The 24,494-nt window shown below is 38.1% G+C and carries 13 protein-coding genes; 4 read left to right on the plus strand and 9 right to left on the minus strand.

Annotation, left to right across the window (positions count from 1 at the left end; all coding sequences use genetic code 11):
• Nucleotides 1–58 precede the first annotated feature (58 nt).
• From ACRD64_RS12180 to ACRD64_RS12220, 9 genes are all read right to left on the minus strand, one after another.
• On the minus strand, nucleotides 59–3,511 hold the full coding sequence (locus ACRD64_RS12180; protein ID WP_430933641.1) for a hypothetical protein: 3,453 nt from the start codon (nucleotides 3,509–3,511) through the stop codon (nucleotides 59–61).
• Between the two features lie 280 nt (nucleotides 3,512–3,791).
• Nucleotides 3,792–4,589, minus strand: a complete 798-nt coding sequence (locus ACRD64_RS12185; RefSeq protein ID WP_430933642.1) for a glycoside hydrolase family 16 protein — start codon at nucleotides 4,587–4,589, stop codon at nucleotides 3,792–3,794.
• Nucleotides 4,590–4,687: 98 nt separating this feature from the next.
• Nucleotides 4,688–5,920 (minus strand): glycoside hydrolase family 5 protein, encoded by a 1,233-nt coding sequence (locus tag ACRD64_RS12190; RefSeq protein WP_430933644.1) that lies wholly within the window; start codon nucleotides 5,918–5,920, stop codon nucleotides 4,688–4,690.
• A gap of 142 nt (nucleotides 5,921–6,062) precedes the next feature.
• Nucleotides 6,063–7,886: a glycoside hydrolase family 2 protein gene (locus tag ACRD64_RS12195; protein ID WP_430933645.1), complete on the minus strand. Its 1,824-nt coding sequence runs from the start codon at nucleotides 7,884–7,886 to the stop codon at nucleotides 6,063–6,065.
• Between the two features lie 115 nt (nucleotides 7,887–8,001).
• A complete protein-coding gene (locus ACRD64_RS12200) occupies nucleotides 8,002–9,105 on the minus strand; it encodes a glycoside hydrolase family 16 protein (RefSeq protein ID WP_430933646.1) in 1,104 nt (367 codons plus the stop codon).
• Between the two features lie 59 nt (nucleotides 9,106–9,164).
• Nucleotides 9,165–10,565 (minus strand): PKD domain-containing protein, encoded by a 1,401-nt coding sequence (locus ACRD64_RS12205; protein WP_430933647.1) that lies wholly within the window; start codon nucleotides 10,563–10,565, stop codon nucleotides 9,165–9,167.
• A 42-nt stretch (nucleotides 10,566–10,607) separates the two neighbouring features.
• A complete protein-coding gene (locus tag ACRD64_RS12210; protein WP_430933648.1) occupies nucleotides 10,608–12,173 on the minus strand; it encodes a RagB/SusD family nutrient uptake outer membrane protein in 1,566 nt (521 codons plus the stop codon).
• Between the two features lie 29 nt (nucleotides 12,174–12,202).
• On the minus strand, nucleotides 12,203–15,253 hold the full coding sequence (locus ACRD64_RS12215) for a SusC/RagA family TonB-linked outer membrane protein (RefSeq protein ID WP_430933649.1): 3,051 nt from the start codon (nucleotides 15,251–15,253) through the stop codon (nucleotides 12,203–12,205).
• 783 nt (nucleotides 15,254–16,036) lie between these two features.
• On the minus strand, nucleotides 16,037–18,943 hold the full coding sequence (locus ACRD64_RS12220) for a triple tyrosine motif-containing protein (RefSeq protein ID WP_430933650.1): 2,907 nt from the start codon (nucleotides 18,941–18,943) through the stop codon (nucleotides 16,037–16,039).
• Between the two features lie 186 nt (nucleotides 18,944–19,129).
• On the opposite strand from ACRD64_RS12220, the gene ACRD64_RS12225 reads away from it, so the two are divergent.
• From ACRD64_RS12225 to ACRD64_RS12240, 4 genes are all read left to right on the plus strand, one after another.
• Nucleotides 19,130–21,331, plus strand: a complete 2,202-nt coding sequence (locus ACRD64_RS12225) for a tetratricopeptide repeat protein (protein WP_430933651.1) — start codon at nucleotides 19,130–19,132, stop codon at nucleotides 21,329–21,331.
• A 15-nt stretch (nucleotides 21,332–21,346) separates the two neighbouring features.
• Nucleotides 21,347–21,736, plus strand: coding sequence for a DUF3859 domain-containing protein (locus tag ACRD64_RS12230; RefSeq protein ID WP_430933652.1), 390 nt, complete (start codon nucleotides 21,347–21,349; stop codon nucleotides 21,734–21,736).
• Nucleotides 21,737–22,700: 964 nt separating this feature from the next.
• Complete coding sequence (gene elbB / locus ACRD64_RS12235) at nucleotides 22,701–23,348, plus strand: isoprenoid biosynthesis glyoxalase ElbB (protein ID WP_430933654.1); 648 nt, start codon at nucleotides 22,701–22,703, stop codon at nucleotides 23,346–23,348.
• 401 nt (nucleotides 23,349–23,749) lie between these two features.
• Complete coding sequence (locus tag ACRD64_RS12240; RefSeq protein ID WP_430933655.1) at nucleotides 23,750–24,493, plus strand: LytR/AlgR family response regulator transcription factor; 744 nt, start codon at nucleotides 23,750–23,752, stop codon at nucleotides 24,491–24,493.
• Nucleotide 24,494: the final 1 nt, after the last annotated feature.

The raw sequence follows: 24,494 nt of genomic DNA on the forward strand, positions 1-24,494 counted from the left end.
GGTTTGCTATTGCTTTTTATACCCGGGGTTAAATCCCCGGGCTAATATTTATCACTTCCTAAATTAATTCTACCTCTATCTTCACAACGTCCCCTTGTCGGTTAAATATCTTTTCACTGGTTTCTTTATCCAGTGTATATTCCGATATTAGTTTTGACTCCCCATTAGCAAATGTTATTAACACTTGCTCATTTTTGCCGGAATAATAAACCACAGGAACTTTGCAGAAGGTAAATGCCAACTGACCCTTATTCAATTTAATTTGCTTCTTATTACCTTCTAAATCATAATAATTAAACAACTCTTCCCCCGTTAGAATATCATTCTTATTTAATAAGCTGGTATTAAATATGATCTCCCCTGATTTAACCTGAACGCCCAGCTCTGCAATACGACTAATCACATCTTCTTTTACCTGCCCCGTCATACCAGGTTGCTTTGCTCCTGCTCCACCCGGAGAATGCGAATATGCATCAGTTGGGAAAGCGCCATAAAGTGCCGGTGATTTATAAATACCTATTCCTGCCTTAATCTCGTAATAATGGTCCATTATGCGACCTAAAATGCCGGCGTCCGCACCTTCTTCGAGGGCATTGAAATAACTTTCCTGAGTGGCAAGCAATAACTTGGATACCATGTGCCAGTAGATACTCCCTAATCCTTCATATCCGTAAAAGGTCCCCGAGCGGCCCGTAAACGACTGATGATCGAACATCTCTTCGTAAATATTCAGTACAGCATCTTTTTCTTCCTCCAGTAATTTTTTGTACGAAGTGTTTTCCAGGCTATTTAAGGCTTCTTCCAGGACATCCGCATTTCTAAATGCTCCGTTAAAGTGACAAACGCCATTTTTATCGGCACTTATAATAGATGCATTATGATCCGCAAGTATTTGCGACAACAACTTAGATTCCTTCACCTTGTCAGCGGGGATATTGTTTTTATCCTCAAAGCGAGGCAACTGCCTGTCCGGATATAAGATATAGCTGTATTGATCTTCGCGGAATAGCGCACTTGCTTTTAAGGCATCCAATACATCCAGACTCTCCTGTGCGCTAAAACAACCGGCACTTAAAGCTGCCACTTGCCCTTCCAACATCTCGTACAGGTAACGCACCGAAACCGTATTTTTGCCAAATGAAATTAAGTTGTATGCGTGATAAAGACCATCCTCTCGTTTGTTTACCTTGATGGACTGATCCATGTATGCCAGAGCAAGATCAGTGAATTCCAGTAATTGGCCAGCCTTAATTGTTTTTTTAACACCCGAGAATGAATCTGCATAAATACTGTTGCGATATTTTTCTCCGGCCCTACCTAAAACATCGGCAAAGTACCTTCTTTCCCCATCGGAGAATCCTTTTTGGGCAAGCGCCTTTTTATCTGCAAAAAGAGAAAAGATGCTATCCATTAATTCTTTCACCTCTTCCGAAACACTCACTTCCTTGATGCTTGTAGAACTAAATTTATCCGACCAAAACTTTAAGAATCTGCGCAAGTAATATAAGGTAACCATGGAAACCCCGTTACCTACCAAAGCGTTGTTGGCATCGTTCCATTCGGGACGTTGGGTGTTTAACCAGATACCTGCTTCCGGGATAAAGTTGCTCAGCTTGGAAAGCATCGTCACTAATATCTTCTCGGTTAAGTTAACACGATACAGATCACCTTCCGCATTTGAAATCATTCGGGCATCTGCTCCAATTTCTTTAACTTTTGCTTTTATCCGCTCGTTTAACGCGGCATCAAAAGCAATAGTATCTTGCGGATTAGCTACAATCTGATCATACGGCTTTATACGGTATGGTACATTTGCATATACAAACATATCGCTGGTTAACAAACTATCCAACTTACCAGGATGATAAGCATTGGACTGCTCCAAAAACTTTTGAAGGTAAATTATTTGGTGGTCGCCCCAATAACCAATGTACGCCCAAGGGTCTTCCGGATCCGGACATTCCCAATCGATACCTTCGCGCGTAATACGATAAGGGTTGTAACCGTCGGCTGTGGATGCGTTCACGAACTTAGTGATCATTCCCTCAACAAATTCGGGATACGAAACAGCTAAAGCTTCCCAGTTTTGGAAGATATCGCGCCAGTTTCCCTGATAGTTTAATTTTGGTGTGCCATCTTCATTTTTAGTCTCAATGGAAAATTGATTCCAGGGACGACTCGGGTCACCATGTCTTCTGCTAAATGTCAATGGCAGGTATTCATTGGCAATTCGCAACAAATCAACATCTTCGCTTTCCAAAGCCCAGGCACAAAGTTCCGGGTACGTCATCTGTTTTGGAAGAGAATCGATACCGTCCTTAACCTTATTATAAACTAGCTTGTTAGTTTGCCCAACATATAGTTTAAAATCGACAATATCTACCGTGTAATTGTTGTTAAATATACCGCCGCGCATTACATTAAACAAAGTGTTCGAGAAATGGCGGGTTGATGACAATACATCATTACCTAATTGCACACCGTCCGAATCGGCCACAATCCTGATCAGGTTTTCAGTACCCAAATTAATATCCGCTTCTATGGCTTTTGCGATATCATTCTCGTTTTTGATGAACGATTTCAAATTAGCGACAGCTACCGCATCCTGGTTGATCTCTGCCACCAGCATCCACTCTTTTGATGCAGAAGGTGCCAATTCCAATTCCGCATTTACATAATACGATCCTCGTGATGCCCTGATATCCACTTCGGTTTGAACCTGTTGTCCCCTTTTAAATCCGTCAACCTGTTTTTCTGACAAAAGAACATTGCAGCTGTCCAAACCTGAAGACCAAACAGTAGTCGTTTTTAAAGATTCGCTTGGCTCGGCCCTATCCACGGGAATGGAGCTAAGCATAAACATGCCCAGTTTGGTATCCTCTGCCAGTTCGTTCTTCTTATAAGCATCCAGCAAATTGCTGTAAGCATTTTGGAAATCGTAATCTATACCATATGGCAGGATATTTTTTATGCCATCCAAAATTTCAAATCGTACCGCCTTAGGGCTTATATTTGAAACAAATGATTTTCGTACGAATCCAAATTTTTCGGTATAGCACCAAGCATATCGAAAACAAAGTCCCAATTCGTGATTCACTTCTTCGAACAGGATTTTGTTTCCATATAAATTTTTGTATAAATTTCTTTCTGTTTTATACAGAGCACCAAGTTCCTTAGAAAAAGGTTCCCACAAATAATTTTTGTCCTCTTTTTCTACCAAAACATAAGTTCCACTTCCTGTTTTACCTTGATAATCATGTATCTTATCAACCGTATAATAAGGAAAAAGTGCATTATCCCTGTCTTTTCGTCCTGCCGACAAAGAACCATTACTCGATATGAACATCCAGTGATCCGAATCACTTACAATGCTCATAAAAAAGTCCGGCATTTGATCGTAGTTTCCAATTTTATAGAACTTCTCGTTATTAAGCTCTACAAATTTTCCTTCAACTTCAGCTCCCCCGTATTTCAGATTTGTATTCCCTAAATAAATACTGTTCTTCTTCATTATATTAACTATATTAGTTTTGTTTTTAACCCACTCAGGCAACGCTCCTCCGCTGAAGCTTCGCCAGCACGCGGAAAAAAGCCCGCCAAGTTGCACTAAGTTCAATACAACAATCCCATTCGTTTTAGCAGCGCGATTTTGTAAAAATCTGTTTTCTAAATAAAAGTGGTCGTCTACACTCTCTTTTCAATAATCTATTTTCTACAAACACGTGATGCACCTATCAATATTTAAAATATCGCCCCACTATTTATTATCGAATCAGAACATCGACAATTCACTATTCTTTCCTTTGATATACTCTTACGTAATCCACTTCCATCGTCTGCGGAAAGATAGAATCATCAACACCATACAAACCACCCCAGTTTCCTCCAACAGCCACGTTTAGTATTAGGTAAAACGGATGGTCAAAAGGCCATTCTTCCGTATTATCGGATTTCTTGTGAAACGTATATACCTTTTGGTCATCCACATAAAAAACACATTTATTCTTTTCCCACTCAACGGCATAGGTATAAAAAGCATCTTCCGCATGGGGTAAATATATTGTTCTGGTTTTCTGGGTCTTGTGCATTCCATTAAATGCACCTGTATGAACGGTAAAATGAACCGTATCCGGGTGATAGCCCACATATTCCATTATATCAATCTCGCCACTGTGGGGCCAGTTGCCGTACTTGTTTTCCGTCGGTAACATCCATATGGCCGGCCAAATACCGGTACCTTCGCTTATATTGGCCCTAACCTCTATCCGTCCATACAGCCAGTCTCCTTTTTCCTTCGTTGTTAAACGGGCAGATGTATATGGTGCGGGAAATCCTTCCTCTTTACACGCAGTGATGATTAATGTTCCGTTACTTACCCAGGCATTTTCTTTTCGTGCCGATGTATAATATTGTAGCTCGTTATTTCCCCATCCCCAAGTGTTACCAAGCGTATCGTAATTCCATTTGAGTTCATCGGGCAAACCGGTATAATCGAACTCATCGCTCCAAACCAGTTCATATTTACTACGCTGGTTACAAGCACTAACCATTAAAACGATTACTATTATTGCTGATATCCTGTTTATCATATCCATATTTTTTTAGGTTTATAGGATTCCTAAAACTGTTTATCCCTTACAAGCAATACTTCAATACTCCATAGGTATAGTATTGCTGTTTTATTTATTTAGAAATTATTAAATCCTAATGCTTCGCAGTAACCCTCATTAGGAAAACAATTTTCAAATTTGCTGTTTTCTATATATAGATTCAAAATATTTATTATCTCCTCCGGATTTATTCCACCAATACTATCTTTCAGCGCCCTTATCGCAGCAAATGAGCTTCTGTTTGCTTCCGCATAAGCCGTAAAACTGTCATATCCCTCAGGTTTATCAAAGTTCATAGGCCCCCGTGTATTGTCCATTTTCTTGTAGGGCCAGAATGTCCAATGAACACTATTTTTATCTAATAGATCTCTAAATTTTTTCACCCATGCATCCGTGTTTTCACCACTTTCCCCCATTAATATGGGCACGTTATGCTTTTCTCTAAAATCAATATACTCCTGTATTTCTTTTTGTTCAGTTGGCATCCAATACTTATGAAATGTATAGGCCAGCTTATCGTCAAACGGTTCCGAGAACACTGAAAAATCTGTCTCCCACTCAGCACCTCCTAAAAAAATAATATGATTTCGATCCACTTCTCTTATGGCTTTGGTAATCCTTTTATACAAGGGTTCCAAATGAGTTTTTAAACTGTCTTTATCAAAATAATGAGCGATGGGTTCATTCAATAAATTGTATCCGATAACAGTGGCATTATTAGTATATCTTTCAGCTATCTCCCGCCATATAGCGGAGACCTTTTGTTTCATACCTTCATCAACCATAAGCCAGGGATAACCATCACTGTTATCTATGTTATCACCGGTTTGCCCCCCGGGCGCACCATGCATATCCAGCAAAACATAAATATTGTATTTCTTGCACCAATTCAAGGTATTGTCTATATACTTGTAGCCGTGCATGTTCCTGCCTAAAAAATCATCATTTGTTAGCAAGCGATAATCAAATGGCAGCCTTATTATATTTACACCCGCTTCCGATAACCATTTAATATCGGCTTCAGTAACATAATTTTCAAGAAAAGAATCCCAAAAAGCTGTGGTGGCAGTATTTCCAATTAATTCGCGAATGGCCTGGTCAATTTTGCGTGGCGAGTTGCAATCGTTCAATTTGAACATATATCCTTCCGGCAATAACCAATTGCCCAAATTCACTCCTTTCAGATGTAATAACTCGCCTTGTGGTGAGTAAATGTATTTACCATCCACATACACATATTGCTTTTCAGCCTTTTTGCATGATGATGCCATCAACATCAAAACCAGATATATCAAAGGGTTCAATCTCATATTTATCTGTTTATCATAGATTTAAAATTACATTTTTAACATTAGGTTTATGATCAATCGCTAAGTTGAATAAACCAGATCTTTCTTATTCAAATTATTTATGGTTCCGTTAATAGGTATAATGCGCCACAACAATGACTTATCAATTGCCTATTTCTTTATAAAACTTCTGTAACGTATAGAATGCCTTTTTTCGATTACCTGTTTCTGAAATCAATCCTTTTCTGTTCCATCCATCCTGATAAGGGATAAGCACTCTGCGCGGGGATCGGAAATCCGCCAATATCCAGGGTGCAACTCCACTTATTTGAGGTATTTTATATAAAACCGGCAATGTTTCCTTGTATAATAACTCCTGGAATTCCTCACTCCATACTGTAAGGCTATCTGCATGGTATCCTTGCAATGCACCGGCACCAAACTCTGAGATGACAACAGGTTTCTCGATATCTATATTCCATCTTATATTTTTTATATTCTCAACGTCGCCCCAATACCAGCCGTAATATTGATTGAAACTTAATATATCTACCTTATCGGCAAATTTATCTTCGATAACCATGGTGTTCCCACCAGGCACTGTGCTATGCACCTCTAATGCGGCACTTATTAAACGCGTATTGTCGAGTGAACGGGCTTTTTTAGCAAGGTTGGACAAAAAGGTGTAGCGTGCATCTGATTGCGGTGTTTCATTGGCCATTGACCAAATTATTACTGATGCCCTGTTTTTATCCCTGCCAATCAATTCTGTTAATTGCTGTTCTGCCTTTTTATAGGTCTCCGGATTTTCCCACTGAATCGTCCAATACACAGGATTTTCTTTCCATACAAGTATCCCCATCTCATCAGCCAGGCGCACCATATTTTCGTTGTGCGGATAATGCGCCAGACGAACAAAGTTGCATCCCAATTCTTTGGCCCAGTTTAACAGCATTTGTGCATCCTCCATAGAGTGTGCTCTGCCTCCGCGCATCCCATTTTCTTCGTGAATACATATTCCTTTTAAGAAAACGACTTCGTTATTTAACAATATATCTGAACCTTTGGTTGTTATTTGGCGGAATCCTATTTTGTCATTTAGGCAATCTTCACCAGTTGTAAACCTTACTTGGTAAAGCTTAGGGTTTACACAACTCCATAAGCTTATATTTTTAACAGGTATAGAAAAGTCTACCCTTCCGTTAGCATCGGTAGTAAATTCTTTATTTAATTTAAGTTCCGGTATATATAACGAAACCTTGGTGTTAGCTTTAGCCTTTCCATTAAGCTGTACATAACCATTTAACAGCTTTATGTTTTGCTTATCTAATTGCAGACTATAATCTTCTATAAAGGTTTGGCTTAACTCAAAAACAGTTACACTTCTGGTAATTCCCCCGTAATTCCACCAATCGGTATTTAGGGTTGGCACCTCATCGGCAGCACGTTTATTATCTACTCTTACTACCACAAAGTTGTCCCTGGCTTCAACTATTCCCGTCATTTCATAATTAAACGATGTGAAACCGCCTTTGTGCATACCCAGTTTTTTACCATTTACGTATACATCGGCTCTGTAGTTTACCGCTCCAAAATGAATATAGTAACGCTTGTTTGAGTCAAAATCAGGAATATCGAATGATTTTTTATACCATAAAGTACCTTCGTAATAAAAAAGTTTTTCTTTTTGGGAGTTCCAATCGCCCGGTACTAAAAGCGTTGGAGCCATATCAAAATCGTATTCGATCAAATCTTTTTTTGTTTCAGGTTTCTCGTTAAGGAAAAAAGCACCTGCACCCGGATTGGTTGATCCGTCGTGCGGTTCCCAACGATAATTGTAGTAACCTGTTTCATAAACATCTACAATATAATTCCACTTTCCGTTCAATGTAAATCCTTTACGCAAATAACTGTTTTGCAACAAATTTTCTGCAGCAATTACATTTACACTTAACAATAAAATTAATAAGGCAACATATTGTCTCATATCTATACTTTCCGGAGGTAACATTAATTTTAAAGACCTACTATCACTGTAATTTTTGGGTTTGAAAGAGCGTTTATTTTCCCTGTTAAACCCAAGTCTATTAAAATGATTATGCCTATAGTTCATAAACTCTCACATAATCTATTTCCATCGTTTGAGGGAAAATAGAATTATCGATGCCTTGCGCACCGCCCCAGTTACCGCCAACAGCCAGGTTAAGTATAAAGAACTGTGATTTATCAAAAGGCCAATTGTTAGCATTTTTAACCGCTGGGGCATAAGTATGTGTTATATTATCTTCGGTGTCAATATAAAATGTAATTGATTCCTCGTTCCATATCATTCCATATACATGAAACTCTTCTTCGGCTGAATCCAATGTTTGCGAACCCCCACTTCCATCCACGCCGGAACCGGAAGCAGTATGTATTGTTGAGTGAACAACATTGGGTTGATAACCTACATACTCCATGATATCTATTTCACCACATGCCGGCCAACCGGCAGTGCTCAAGTTTGCGCCCAACATCCATATTGCCGGCCAAACACCTCTGCCTGAAGGAAGTTTAGCTCTCACTTCAATTCGTCCATAGGTAAATTCTTGCTTATCCATGGTTACCATACGAGCTGATGTATAGGAACCTGTAGTGGTATTATCGTCCACTTTACGTGCGGTTATTATCAGCTTACCATCCTGTATATTGGCATTATCACCATCGGTATAATACTGAAGCTCGTTATTGCCCCAACCCCAATCTCCGTGACCGACTTCAAAAGTCCAATTATCTGTATTGATGGATGATTCATTAAATTCGTCAGACCAGATCAGGCCTTCTTCTGCAGGGATATAGTCTGGGTCATCTGCCACAATAGTTACTGTTTTGCTAATAGTTTTGGTGTCGCTACTTGTGTTGGACGGCCCATAAACAGTTAGTTTAACAGTATATTCACCTTTTAAAGGGTAATATGCGGTACCCATATATGCTTTATTCGATTGCGCTCCTGATGTTTCACCATTTCCATAGTCATATTCTATGTATAGGTATTCACCAGTTGAGGTATTGGTGAAACTTACATTATTTGTATCCACCTCAAATTCAAAATCCGCCACATACCCCATCTCACTATCATCGCTTTTTGAACAAGACGAAAACAACAGAATGGAAAACAACAAAGCAAGTTTCTTTATATTGCCAACTTTTGTTTGAAAACTATACATATCAATTTATTTAATATGGTGAAAATACCCTGGACGCATTACGTCCAGGGTAATACTAATTATAATAAAATAAAATCATCCAAATAGAAGATACCCGTGTTACAGTGCCCTTCGTTTCCTAATTGAATAATGATTTGGTCAAAATCAACTCGGTCTGACACATCACTAAAGTCAAATGTCAATTCAACCCATTTCCCAAATTGGTCTTCAGTCAATACATGACTTCTAACCTCTTGGGTTGTCCAGGCGTCTCCACCCAAAGCACTGGCCTGAAGTTTAACATCTACCTGTGGCATTAAATTGTGGGTAGCCAACCAATCAGTACCAGGGTTACATTCTGTTACATAATCGTTAAAACCCGGAATAAACACTTTCATGGTAAATACATTTCTTTCTGAGAGATCCATGAAATGAGTTAATACCGCTTTTACATTGGACCATTCACCGGTTCCTTTTTTATAGATGGCAATTTTAGCAGACTCATTGATTGGCACCGGGGCAAAATTGTCAATTATTTCAAATTTATCGATATCGGAGGTGGACCATTGGATATTTCCATTCCCTTCAAAATCATCCATGATATCAATGGCCAACAATTCCTTAATCTCCTCTGCCGGCTCCGGAGTTAATTTATCCTCAGGCTTGAATCTGGTAAACCAGTAAAAATTTGACTTGGTATCCCAGAAAACCACCTCTAACAGTTCATCCGTTAAGGTTAAAATCTGATATTCGTTAGCACCTGCGTAATATCCCAGGAATCCGCCACCGTTTACGGTCAGCATATCACCGGAAACCGAACATACATAATCCCCTCCGTCAAAAGGCATAATAAAATCACCTCCATCCGGTTCTTGGTTACCTTCTGTAGAACCAAGCTCAGATGCCCATGCACCATTGGCATATACATAACCATTGGTTTCCTGATTAACAACCAAACCTGATTCATTAATTTTAAAGGTAAATCGATCATCATAAAAACTTCTCTCCGCTTTATCGTTTGGATTTGCTCCATACCATTCAATGGGATTAGTCAATGTAGGCCCTAAGCCAAAATGCCCCTTATAATAAGCATCTACTGCCCATGCCTGGTCACCGTCACCCACCAATTGATCGTAAGGGTATCCGGATAAGAAAGCCATATTATCCTGATCTGTAACAATGTTATTCTCAACCTCTACAGTACCACCTTGATTAATAACCAGCAACTTAACCGTATAAGTACCCGCAAAAGTATATTGCGCTATGGCCGTATCACCAGTTGCTTTAACACCATTTCCCAGATCCCATATACATGTTACTCCGTAAGTATTATTCACCAACTGATATTCGTTCACTGTTTCCGTAGGTGTAATCACCCAATCAATCTGATCGGCTGTCAGGTTGGCAGGAGCACTGAACTCATCCGGAGTACAAGATGCAACAACCAACAACAGCATCATATAATATATTAAATTTTTCATATTTTCTGTTTTTATATAATATCCGTTAACTAAAACCTGATTCTATTGGTAACCGTCATTTTGTTCCAACGCATAATTCGAAAGCGCTATCTCACTGGTTGGAATTGGCCAAAAACCTCTGGCTGCTGCATTAACGCCCGAATCGTAGATACCACCTAAGTTTGTTGCATTAATTGCATTGGTAAGCACATCCATACCTTGTCTCAACAAATCCCAATAACGAATACCTTCATAGGCTAATTCAAGTTTTCTTTCCTCGAATATTTGAGCAAGCGTTACGTCTCCCACAGGATTATAGGCATCACCGAATGCACGTTCTCTAACTCTGTTATAGTGCGTTACTGCGTTTCCGTTTGTGCCTATTTTAACCTCTAATTCCGAAGCCATTAAAAGTACATCTGCAAAACGAATAACGATAAAGTTTTGCGGGAAGTTAAGTTCCGGTTGTCCAACATCCGGCACCTGGCTTTTTAATCCTGCATACTTTTTATTAAAATATCCGGTATGCTGATCGCCGATGGTATACGTTCCTTCTCCCATCTCCAAATCTGCATCGATCAAGGTTAAGTCTCTTCTTAGGTCACCGTCTTCATACGCATCATATAGTTGTTGCGTACCCGGTGCAAAACACCATGATGAAAAATACTCCGAATTCTCCGGAACACCTCTGGGACCCACAAAAACAACGGTTTTGTTACCGGTATCATAGGGGGCACTCCACCATTGCCAACTTTCACCTTGATTAGAGAACTGCACTTCGAAAATACCTTCAACCGAATTCTCAATCCATGTTCCGTCTACATCCGAATGACCCCAAAGACTTGCGAAGTCAATTAAATCAGCTCCACTATTATTGATGACATCGTTTACGTATGCTAATGCATCGCTTCCCGTTACATCTCCAGGCATAGTAGATGCAGCGTCCCCACTTCCGTAAACTCCATCATAAAACAAATACATTCTGGCTAACATAGCTTTTGCAGCCCACTCTGTAATACGTCCTTTTTCTGCATTGTTGTAAGTAACACCGTCCAGGTTCGCAATTGCCGTCTCAAGATCACTGGCAATTTGTGCGTAAACCTCATCAACAGGATTCTGGCTTTGAGAATATTCTGCGGTTGTTAATGTTTTCGTTATTAGAGGAATATTTTCAAACAACCTTACCAGATTAGAATAATAATATGCGCGTAAGAACAGCACTTCACCACTATATTCTTTTTTGTGCTCTTCAGTAATCTCTGAAGCTTCCACTTTCTCAAGAAATAAGTTCGCCCGATAAATTCCGGCATAATGATCTTCCCACATTACTTCCCACATACCTTCGGAAGAGGTTGTATTACCGCGGTTTACTCTCTTTAAATCAACACCATCAGTGGCGCTACCCCCGCCTCCGTAACAGTCGTCAGAAGCAATATCCATCGTAAGCTGGATAGTACTTCCCCAGTTTCTTTGCAATGGTTCGTACACCGAGATTAAAGCACGGTACATATCGTCCTCAGTACGATAAAAATTTTCTTCTGTTTGCTCCGTTACAGGACTCTTCTCCAGATAGTCTTCACAGCCCATCAATGCAACAGTGCATAAAAGTATATAAATTAACTTTTTCATTGTTTTTTGTTTAATCTGTTAAAATAAGCTTAGAAAGTGATATTGGCACCTACCGAGAAAACTCTTGCTTGCGGGTAAACTCCCTGGTCTACACCTGTATAAAACACATTATCACTATTTCCTATCTCTGGCTCAAAACCAGAATACTCAGTAAATGTTAATAAATTGTCACCTGACACATAAATCCTAACTCTGTCGATATTAACTTTTTTAAGCATAGATTTTGGCAAAGTATAACCAATCTGAAGATTCTTAAGTCTTAAGTAATCTGCATCCTCCACCATATAATCCGAGAAATTACCCTGGTTGTTATTATTGTCACTCCATACCACTCTTGGTTCTGTGTTCGAAGTTCCTTCGCCTGTCCATCTGTTAAGAACAGATGTTTGGTAATTCGCATTTGGCAAATCGTAACGGCGGGTTGCATTGACCATTTGGGTTCCAACAACCCCGTACCAAAACATGCTGAAATCTATATTTTTATAGGCCATATTAATATTTACTCCGGTCGTAAAGTCAGGGTGAGGATCACCTAAATTAATTTTATCGGCATTATCAATTACACCGTCGTTATTCTGATCCACATAGATCAAATCTCCTGGCTTAGCATTTGACTGTATTAACACGCCACCCACACTGTGTTCATTAACTTCTGCCTGGTTTTGGAACACACCTGCAGTTTCATACCCCCAGAAAAACCCGATTGGTTCACCTACTTTGGCAATCGTTAGTTCCTTCATCCCGGAAGGACCAATATTAATTCCTCCATAAATAATACCTTCATCGTTATTAATCTGTGTCATTTCATTTTTATTCGACGAAAAGTTCAGGGTAGCTCCATAAGAGAAATCACCAATGTTATCTCTATAACCTAACAACAATTCAACCCCTTTATTTTCAACAGTTCCACCATTAACCGTTGGAGCAGAATTACCAACATAGCCTGGTATTGGGGCATCAATTAATAGGTCTTTCGTTTTTTTGTTGTAATAATCAAAGTTTAACGAAAAGTTAGATCCTACTCTCAAGTCCATTCCTATATCGGTTTGCTCTGAAGTTTCCCATTTTAAGTCAGGATTTGCAACTTTTGTAGGTGCAGAACCGTTAACCGTTGTACCAGCATTGAAGTTGTAGTTATTATTATTGGCAATCGACGATAAATAGGCGAAATTTCCGATATTCTCATTACCGTTCTGCCCCCAACTAGCTCTCAATTTCACAAAACTGATCGGACCGAGATTGTCCTTCAAGAAATCTTCTTCCGAAATGATCCAACCTGCTGAAACCGAAGGAAATGTTGCATAACGGTTGTTTGATCCAAAACGAGATGATCCATCATGACGAACTGTAACCGAGGCCATATATTTATCACCATAGCTATAGTTTACTCGACCAAAAAATGAATGTAACGAGTTTTCACTAAAACCACCGCCAGACGTTTTACTTTCAGTGTTTCCAGAATTATCGATGTAAGCATAATCCACACCATCAATAATCATATCACTTGCACCTCCCGAAAGGTTCTCTTCTGTACTTGTCATTAATGTGGTACCAACAATCGCATCCACCTCATGAGCACCGATTTTTTTATGGTAATTAAGCGTGTTTTCCCAGTTATAGGTATACCAATTTATCATTTCCTTAGAAACTCGTGTACTGGTATTTTTGGTAATATCACTTAATTCATAAATCGGAGTATATATATCATGCCATTGATAAGCATAATCAATACCTATGGATGATTTAACCTTCAATCCAGGTATTATTTTATACTCTGCATATAAGTTACCCACGATTTTATCAGTTCTATACTCATCATGCAGATAATACATGCCGGCAACCGGGTTTACGATTTCCTGCATGTTTCTGATAGGCCAATTAAATTCACCGTCTTCATCCTTTACTTGCGTTATAGGATCAATATTAATGGCTCGTGCCAAAGGAGAATTATATACATTATTTGGATCAACTCCCTGAGAGTTAAAACGTGAGTATAATATTGTAGATCCAATCTTTAGTTTTTCATTATAAGAAGTATAATCGGCATTTGCACGGAAGTTAATACGTTCGTAGCTTGATTTATCTTCCGAAACAATACCGTCCTGTGCAAAATAGGACAATGCAGTAGAGTACACCACGTTTTGGTTACCACCACTTAATGTTAAGGTATGGCTTTGAATAGGCGCATTTTCCCTGAAAATTTCCTTTTGCCAATCTGTTCCTGTACCTATTCCTACTAATTCACTATCCTGAATCCAAGCTGAATTCGCGCTACTATAACCTGAATTCAACAATGATTCGTTAATTATCATCTGATATTCCTGCGCATTTAAAAGATCCATGTTCCTCCACGCATTCTGCACACCATAGTAACCATCATACGATAACTTGGCTGTACCTTCAGTACCTTTTTTAGTTGTAATAATAACAACACCATTGGCCCCCCTGGCTCCGTAAATAGCAGATGCGGATGCATCTTTCAAAACTTCCATACTACCTATATCGGTAGAAGCCAGGTAAGAGATGTCACCTACCGGGTTACCATCCACAATGTACAGCGGCTGGGAATTTCCGGTTGTACCAACACCACGAATGTTAACAGAAATTCCGGATCCTGGCTGTCCCGAGTTAGCAGCTACCTGCACACCGGCCACCTGACCTTGAATAGCTTGTTCCGCACGTTGAATAGGCATTTTCTGGATATCCTCCGCTTTAATTGAGGATATTGCTCCGGTAACGGCACTTTTTTTCTGCACTCCGTAACCCACCACAACAACTTCGTCCAGGTCAGAAATCTCGCTTTGCATCTCTACATTGATAGTAGTGCTGCTAATAACGTGTTCCTGCGTCTTCATACCAATAAAAGAGAACACCAACGTTTCTCCCATATTCGCGTTCAGTGAAAAATCACCGTCTATAGTTGTAATAGTACCATTGGTTGTACCTTTTACTATTACACTCACTCCGGGGATGGGCAATCCATCTTCCGAGGATGTTACTGTTCCTGTAATGGCTGTGTCTTGCGCCCAAATTACGGTTGTACACAGTAGCAGGAAAATTGTTCCTAATAAATTCTTCATTTGCTTTTTGATTTAGAATTAACTTTCGATACAAAAATGCAATCAAATGTTAATGTAAGCTAATATTTTACATCATATAAAACTCACTTTAATCATTTTTACACCTCATAATAACCTCACACAAATATATTTTTACATCTGATTTATTGGGATTTATGTTTTTTAAAAATAAATATACGGCTCTTTCCATATTACACTTTAATCATATTTTAACAAATCAAATAGATTATCATTTATTAACATTCATTTTCCGATAAACCTATATGCTCCATGGATTATTAAGCCAACACACACACTATCCCCAGCATTTACACAGGCTTATTTAAATCAGTCTGTGTATGCTGGGGAGCATGTCGTGCACGACCATGGTCTATGACTTTGATGCTTTTTGGGGGTGATGACAGGTTGCGTGACTAACCTCTTAGTTGAAGCCCAATTACTTATCAATCATTCGCCAACCTAAACAGGCGGTGTTAATAGATGGAACGGATCAATAGCCGGGATTTAAATAAATAGGGCTGTCTTTTAAAAGTATTTTAATAACCAGCAGAACTTACGGGAGGTTAGAGGTACTAGTAATTACCCGCATCCCCGCCACTTTCTCCTATGGCCATAGCCTATCACGAAGAATTTGAGACGATACTTTTCGTCAGTGCCCGCCCCCCTGCAGGTGGAGAGGAACTTTTCGCATGCCACTTATTAAATGCAGGTTGACTTTAAAGTATTTCGACTTTTGAGACAGCTTCCCGATGAAAGCTTTATTAATTATATATCTTGGTTAAATTAAAGCTTACCTATATATGCGGACAGGTTCTCACCCTGCGCTATGCCCAATTTCTGACGGAGTTTGTAACGGTTGTTTTCTACTGCCCGCGTTGTAATATTCATCAAGGATGCAATTTCTTTGGAGGACATGCCCATCCTTACATAAGCGCTTAGTTTTCGCTCTCTTTGCGACAGGTCGGGATGCAGTTCGGATAGTCTTTTTAAAAATTCTTCGTGCACCTGTCCAAAATGCATCTCAAAAACTTCCCAGTTGTTTTCCGTATCAATATCCTTGTCAATTTTTCTGATGAGGGAAGTTAGCTTCCGATCCATGTCGTTATGGTCACGAATTTTAATCAGTTTTTTAAGTTGCGTTTTAATATCGGATAGAAGTTCGTTTTTTTGAATGAGATTAATGGTTGAGTTGGCCAGTTCCTTTTCCTTAAAAACCATTTCGCTCCTTAATTTATCGTTTCGCATCTTTATCATCTCCTTTTCCGATTGCAACGCCGCACTTTTAAGCTGTTCCTCTTTGGCTTTAAACTGTTCCTTTTGCTTCAGTTTTTCTTTGTGTTTGCTTAATTCAATCCTTTTGTTAACGATAAAAAACAAGATAAAGGCAACCAGTAAAATCAAAACAATATAACCAATTTTTGCATAAAGGGTCCTGTGCCAGGGGGGCAATACCTCAAAGCTAAAATGCATAGGCATAGCCTCCACACCGTATTTGTTAATTGCCCTTACCACAATAGTATATTCCCCCTCGTACAGGTTTGAGAATGTCCGAACCCTGTTAACACTCCACTTTGTATATGAATCGTCAAAGCCTTTTAGATAAGTTGAATACAACACCCCGCTACCTTCCATAAACGAAGCCGTATAGCTTACCTCGAATGAATTGTTTCTAAATTTGAATTGGGGCACAACTTGCTGAACATTACCATCCTGCTGTAAATTATTCAAACTGTACACCACCGAGTCTGAAATTTCCCTAAAGGATCTAATGTGCACGTTAAAGGGCTGCTGATAATTTTTTATATCCGATGATGAGTAATGGGCAAAACCATCCTCTACACCAAACAGGGCATTTTCCCCGTCTAAAACCGAAACATACTCAAAACCGCTTACTAATTTTCGTTCCAGGGAAATAAAAGGGTATTCTATTTTCTTGTAAGTTCCATCCTCCAAATATCTCAATACGCCCATGCTATTATCATGAAAGCACCATAAATTCCTATAGCTATCTTCTCTTATTATATTGGGGAAATTTCCCTTTTCAAAATATGTGTCATAACTATCATCCCTGACAAAGTCATTACTCTCATCCGACAACGCATATATCCCATCCTTCCCCGAAAACAAACATTCACCATTTACTTTTGAAAGAACCAAACCAGACGTATTATCCGCAAACACGGTATTTTTAAACATATCCACTTTTAATACATTTGAAAAATCCTTATCAAACTGCAACCTGTAAACCCCCTGATAGCCGTGAGAAATCCACATATCACCCTTCTTGTCCCATTCAATGTATCTTGAAGATACATCAAACCCCGCAATTCTGTTTTTAAAAAACCAACGTCCTCCTCTATTTTCAAACAAACATAAGCCATTGTACGTTCCGGAGATAATCATATTGGGGTTGCCAATGACTTCCCTAAAGTTCCACACTCCATTCACCTCATCAGGTGTTAATAGCCGTGCTTGATTTCCAATAATTTCGAAAGCTCCAATATTATGCCCACACAACAAGGCGTTATCAGTTTTAAATAAACTCCAGACTTGTCCATCCGTTCCATTCACCCTTATAAAATCATCTCGTTTTTTTAACGGGTCGTGAAATTTATCCTCGGTTATCGTATACAAGGCCTGATTGGTTCCAAAATAGAAATCGCCCCGGTAATTTTCAGCACAATAACCTGTTCCCAGATTGTAGTAACTTTGCAGGAAGGTAACGGCGGAATTAAAATTTACCCTAACAATACCATTATCCAGTCCACCCCATATATTACCTTCATTATCAGAGCAAACGCTTAAAACGGTGTTATTCTTCAGCCCCTTGTCTTTATCAATTTGCATGACCACCTCCCCATTGAGTGAAGTAATAACCAGTCCACCCTGAATTGTTCCGAAAACCAAGTAATCGTTCAAATATTTCAATCCGCAAAAAATATTGGTTTGTTGCAAAAAGGAATCTGCTTTTACCTTCCACTTTTTAACCTTTTGCATATCCCATACAAACAAACCCTTTTTCATGGTGGCGATAGCAATCTTATCATTGGCCAATGATAATACAGAAACAATTTCCGAATTCGTGAATTCGTTACCACCGGAAACCGGAAAAACGCGCTCCCCCCTTACTTCCATTAAACCGACTTTTTCATCTTGTACCAACAACAACCCATTCACCAAAAACGAGGACACAAACCTGGAAGGAGAATGAATAACGTTCACCAGCTCATCATCCTTAAATATACACATCCCTCGTTCCGATCGGAAAACGATGTAATTATTCCAATGATGGATTTCCCAAAATTCACCCATCTCGTTAAGTCCCGGGAAATTCGCATACGAAGTGAACCTTAATTTTTGCAGGGAATCATATTCGTAGTAGCCCAATTCGTTAAAGGAACCCATATAAATCCTGTTTCCTAACACTTTTACACTTCTAACAATTGAAGATCTCTCATTGCTTATTAACAGATCCCAATTCAGGCCATCAAACTCTAACACCCCATCGTTGTTGGCAAAATAAACCAAACCTGATTTCGCTTGGGAGATATCCCAATTCTGAGTGCCTCCATTATATTCGCGCCTATCAAAATATTCCAGTTCGGGGATACCTATCTTTTTTACCTGCGCATTACCCGCCAAACTTACAACCAACAAAAGCTTTACTAAATAAAAGTTTATTCTTTGCATTGACATTTTTTATTTGCTACAAATTAACCAAATTGCCGAAACTGACAAAATGCCATGTAAACAAGGTACACGAGAATATTGGTTTACTTTTTGTGCCAGTAAAATTAATATATTCCTATATTGCAATCCAAGGTATTCGAGTTTATATGCCTAAATTTGAATAAGGGAATCTAAATTAACGCAGGAATGGACATATCAAATATTAAATCACAACAGATTGAGGTAGAAAAGGCTCTTGCCGAAAAAAGAGTAAAAGAGGCCTTATCTGTTTTAGGGAAATTAACCACAACTTATCATGGAGGAAACCTAATTGACGAGCACTATAATCTGGAGTTCACCTATAAAAGTATGCTAAAATATACGGTGGAAGGAGTTAATGACCCCGAACGTCAAAAAGTATACAATAACATAGTGAGTTCTTGCTATCATTTATCGGATAAACTTTTTTCCTCCATTAACAACATACATTCGAGTGGGATTTTCTTCGAGACAAGAAGAAAAATAAAAACAGAGGAATCAAACGGACTAAAAGAACTTATTCAATCGTTTTATGGTGAATTGACACAACAGCGAATGTCGGAGCAGGCAGATATTGGTAGTGACATAGAGAACCGTGCGGCACTGCTTATTTTCAATAAACTTTGGGTAACTGAAGAACTTTCCAATGACGAAGTAAGCGAGATAAAGAAATTAATCCATGACGCTTCGATCCATTTTAGTTACCGTAGTATTTTCATCTCAGCCTTGACCATTGGTTTGCTAAAAGAATTCTGTTTGGAGAAAATCCTCCTTATGTTCGACTTTGCAAACCATCCTGAAAATGAACTGAAACAACGCGGTATTACCGGATTATTACTGACTCTTTATAAATATGATAGCAGAACCAACCTTTACCCTGAAATTTCTGCCAGACTATCACTACTTGAAGACAATAAGGGATTAATTGACAACTTTATTTCTATCACTGTTCAATTAATACGCACCCGTGAAACCGAAAAAATTTCAAAAAAGTTAACGGATGAGATTATTCCCGAAGTGGTTAAAATGCGACCCAATCTCAGGAACAAACTAGATTTGGACAATATGCTGGGAGAAAAGTTTAACGAAGGAGAAAATCCCGAATGGGAAGATTTTTTTAAAGATTCACCGGAATTGATGAGCAAACTGGAAGAGCTAACGGAATTGCAGATGGAAGGTGCCGATGTGTTTTTAAATACCTTTAAAATGCTAAAGCATTTTAGTTTCTTCAATAGCGTAAGCAATTGGCTGGTTCCGTTTTACGTGGAAAATAGCGAACTTAAAGCAACACTGAAGGACGAGTCGCACATATTCTCTTCCAAAGCCGTGCAGGACAGTCTGACCAACTCGGGGTTCCTGTGTAATTCCGACAAGTATTCTTTATTTCTGAGCATACCGCATATGCCACAGTTTCAGAAAGAAATGATGGGTAATATGTTGCAACAGCAACTAGAGCAAATGAACGAGATTGAGAAAGATGAAAAGATGGTGAAAGCCGGAAAAGAAAACTCAATTATTTCGAACAGATATATTCAGGATCTTTATCGTTTCTACAAACTTCATCCATTGCACAGTCAGTTTGAAGACGTATTTTCGTGGAAAATGGATTTTCATAACAAATGGTTCTTTAATAAAATTGTTAGTAACACGAACGGCTTAAGGCAAATTGCAGAATTCTTCTTCAAAAAAGAATACTTTAAAGAAGCATCGGAAGCTTTTGAACTAATTGTAAAGCAAGATGTTGAAAATATTGAAGTGATACAAAAGCTGGCCTACTGTCATCAACAACAAAAAGCATATAATAAAGCGCTTAACAACTACCTGAAAGCAGATATCTTAAAGCCTGAACAGGTTTGGACTACCAAAAAAATTGCCCTAATCTATAAGTTTTTGAAGAATCCGGAAAAAGCACTGGAATATTATCACATTGCAGAAAGACTTAAACCCGAGGATCTGCACACACAAGCTTCTATTGGCCACTGTCATCTCGACCTGAAAGATTATTCCCAGGCCCTCAAATATTATTTTAAGGTGGAATACCTAGACCAGTCCAACACGAAAGTTTGGAGACCGATTGCCTGGTGTTCTTTTGTTACCGGCAACTTTGACCAGGCCGAAAAATATTATCAAAAACTGTTAACATCAAATTCAGGCACGCACGATTTAATAAATATCGGACATGTTTGCTGGTGCAAAAACAACCGTAAAGAAGCGTTGAAATTCTATCAAAAGGCAATATTACAGATGAAAAAAGTAGAAGAATTTTTCGAAACCTTCAATGAGGATATTCCTGTGCTTCTTAAAAACGGTATTTACAAAGAAGATATTCCTATGATGCTCGACCAGTTAAAATATTTGTTGGAAGAATAATCTACACGATACCATATGGCCAAAAAAAACATTGATTCGGAGTTATATAGCTATGGCATATATTCACATTGGGACCGTAGCTCAAAGAAATTACCTAAACTTAAAAAAATAACCAACGAAATACCGTTGGAATTGGATATTGAATTTGGCTATGTGATAAGAATACACGGTGCAAAAGGCAAACGTATTCAATTCAGAATTGATCATCCGCCTTTTCCTGACGAACAGGGTAAACCGGCCCCACCTTTTACCGGTGAGTACTTTGTTAGCTCAAACAATTATGAATTCTTTTTGGGAGATACTATTTGGGAACCCATCTACAATAAGAAAGGTGAATGGAAATTAACCACTTGGCTGGATGAAAAAATACTATTTCAAAAATCCTTGTTCGTTAAAGAAATGTAAACCCCATCCTGCTGTGATGTGTGAAATGACGCTTAAGTTGAACTTATTTTGATTTTTAACAAGAAATAAATTCGCATTAACGACATTACGTAAAAGATTTTTCAATCAGTCAGAAAGTAAAAAAAACCTGGGCTGCCAAAGCAGGTGGATACGACACTAGTTTAACACCACGGTTATCAAGAAAAAAGTAAAGCCCAATAACGCAATTACTAACAGCACTTCAATAACAAAGAACCAAAAAATCTTTCGCTTTAACCTTACGGTATTATCGTCTGTCTTCCTAAACATGTCCTTAAATTTTAGTTTCATAAAATCCGAAAATTACACTCTTAAATTCATAAGTAAACCGACTATATCATAATAGTTTTTTATATAAACAAACTAAATATTAAGTTTGTTAATCATGATTCGGTTTTTTCGTTTTCGACCTCACTGAATTTCTGCCCTTTTAGTGAAGCGAACAAGATAAAACTATTAAAAAATCTTTCTTCTCACAAGTTAAAAAAGCTTAATGATACTTTTATGCACTTTTTTTGCACGATTTGAATATAATTTTGCACATTAAAGTAAATTACACCCCTATTAAACGAAATTTTACACCCTGACATATTTTCTCATGCTGCTACCAAGATTGTGTTTTTCGAAACATTTAACATATATACATTTTTACTTTTTAACCATTAAAGCTTAAAAACAAAATCCGCTTTTCTTAACATATATTTTTTCCATACGTTTTTATTGTATTTTTTTGTTTGGAATGGTGAAATGTACATAGTGAACATTCTGCCCACAGTCAAGCTAAAGGAATGATTCCTATCCTTACCATTTGATGGCCGCTTTGGTCATAGTCCGATAAACAAAGCTACCCAGACACAATATCCAAAAATGTCTATTGCTATTTTAGGGTTTATAATTATATTTAACGTACTCAATGTAGAAGTTGTTTAACCTACAAACTCAGAAAATGAAAAAAATTGCAGTCATCTTATCCGGTTGTGGTGTATACGATGGATCGGAAATCCATGAAGCCACATTAACATTGCTCGCTATTGCAAAAAACAAAGCCCAATACAGTTGCTTTGCTCCCGACATTGAACAACATCATGTAATTAATCATACCAATGGCGAAGAAATGACCGAAAGCAGAAATGTATTAATAGAATCTGCGCGAATTGCAAGAGGAAATATTTTACCCTTAACTGAGTTAAGTGTAAATGATTTTGATGCCATTGTGTTTCCGGGAGGTTTTGGGGTAGCGAAAAATTTATCCGACTTCGCCTTTAAAGGAGCCGATTGCTCTGTACATCAACAAATAGCCGAAGTAATTCAATCATTCCATCAGGCTAAAAAACCCATTGGAGCCCTTTGTATTTCTCCGGCAATCATTGCACAGGTTATAAAAGGGGCCTCTGTAACAATTGGAAGTGACAAAGCTACCATTAGTGCCATTGAGTTAATGGGTGGAAATCACAAAATAACTACCCATGGAGAGATCATATATGACGAAACAAATAAAATACTAACAACACCCTGCTACATGTTAGATGCTACTATTGTTCAAATTGAAACAGGCGCAAATAAACTGATTGGTAAATTAATAAATATATGCTAACAAAAGACTTTTGGGTTCTTGACCCAAAAGTCTTTTAAGTTTGTTTAGTCTTATCTTTCCCAACCCAAAACCTCAGCTTATTAACCAAATTATTAACGCACTAACAATAAAAATACATTGAAGAAATAAAACTAAATGGGGAAATTCCCATTTACTAATGCTATTTTTAATCATAGCCAGAGAAGCGAATTTGTTCATAATATAAAGTAGTATGGTACGAACACAAAGATTGTTATTATAAATAAGAATTTCTATTATTACATTATCCATTTAACGAAACCATTACTTTTTCACACGAAATACCTATTTTTACAAATAAAGCATACAAATCTGGAATATTAAATATTTTTTATTTAATTTCATGGTTATGAATTTTTGAATATATTATACACAAGTTTCGTATGTTAAAGGCTGTTATTATAGACGATGAGATTTCTGCCAGGCAAAGTATTGAAAAGATATTGCAAATGTATCTCCATGATGTTGTTGAAGTGGTGGCAACCGCCGATAACTTAACCGATGCAATTTCGATTATTAAACAATATACACCAGATATTGTCTTTCTGGATATAACAATGCCCCATCAATCAGGGCTTGATCTGTTTAATTATTTCGACACCATTAGTTTTGATGTGATTTTCATTACCGCTCACCAACAATATGCGGTGGATGCTGTAGGACTCGGTGCATCCGGTTATTTGCTAAAACCCATAAAACCTAAACAAATTGTAGATGCAGTCTTAAAAATAAATCTAAAAAAGAACAACGCCTCACTTGCACAATCACAAAACAAAGACGCAGCTTATAACACTTGTAAACTTTTGGTCAATCATCAAAAGGGAGTTCACATTGTTTCATACAATGAAATAAAAGCAATAGTTGCAGACGGCAATTATTGTAAAATATTTAAAACAACGGGCGATCCGTTGTATGTTTCCAGAACCATTGGTAGTATTGAAGATAATTTACCACAAAACCATTTCTTCAGAACACACAGGTCGTGCATTGTTAATTTGAACTATATTACGGAAATTGACAAAGAAAAAAACCTAATTTTGTTATCCGACATAGAAACCCCGTTAGCCTATAACAATTTAAAGCCTTTAATAGAAGAACTATCGAAACTTGCCAATAATTTTATTTGAA

This window comes from Saccharicrinis sp. 156 (assembly GCF_050589685.1).
In the GTDB taxonomy this organism is placed as follows: Bacteria; Bacteroidota; Bacteroidia; order Bacteroidales; family Marinilabiliaceae; genus Saccharicrinis.

Bases quoted from the DNA above. Each gene is read 5' to 3' on its own strand.
- ACRD64_RS12180 (WP_430933641.1), bottom strand. From the start codon at position 3,511: ATGAAGAAGAACAGTATTTATTTAGGGAATACAAATCTGAAATACGGG.
- ACRD64_RS12185 (WP_430933642.1), bottom strand. From the start codon at position 4,589: ATGATAAACAGGATATCAGCAATAATAGTAATCGTTTTAATGGTTAGT.
- ACRD64_RS12190 (WP_430933644.1), bottom strand. From the start codon at position 5,920: ATGAGATTGAACCCTTTGATATATCTGGTTTTGATGTTGATGGCATCA.
- ACRD64_RS12195 (WP_430933645.1), bottom strand. From the start codon at position 7,886: ATGAGACAATATGTTGCCTTATTAATTTTATTGTTAAGTGTAAATGTA.
- ACRD64_RS12200 (WP_430933646.1), bottom strand. From the start codon at position 9,105: ATGTATAGTTTTCAAACAAAAGTTGGCAATATAAAGAAACTTGCTTTG.
- ACRD64_RS12205 (WP_430933647.1), bottom strand. From the start codon at position 10,565: ATGAAAAATTTAATATATTATATGATGCTGTTGTTGGTTGTTGCATCT.
- ACRD64_RS12210 (WP_430933648.1), bottom strand. From the start codon at position 12,173: ATGAAAAAGTTAATTTATATACTTTTATGCACTGTTGCATTGATGGGC.
- ACRD64_RS12215 (WP_430933649.1), bottom strand. From the start codon at position 15,253: ATGAAGAATTTATTAGGAACAATTTTCCTGCTACTGTGTACAACCGTA.
- ACRD64_RS12220 (WP_430933650.1), bottom strand. From the start codon at position 18,943: ATGCAAAGAATAAACTTTTATTTAGTAAAGCTTTTGTTGGTTGTAAGT.
- ACRD64_RS12225 (WP_430933651.1), top strand. From the start codon at position 19,130: ATGGACATATCAAATATTAAATCACAACAGATTGAGGTAGAAAAGGCT.
- ACRD64_RS12230 (WP_430933652.1), top strand. From the start codon at position 21,347: ATGGCCAAAAAAAACATTGATTCGGAGTTATATAGCTATGGCATATAT.
- elbB (WP_430933654.1), top strand. From the start codon at position 22,701: ATGAAAAAAATTGCAGTCATCTTATCCGGTTGTGGTGTATACGATGGA.
- ACRD64_RS12240 (WP_430933655.1), top strand. From the start codon at position 23,750: ATGTTAAAGGCTGTTATTATAGACGATGAGATTTCTGCCAGGCAAAGT.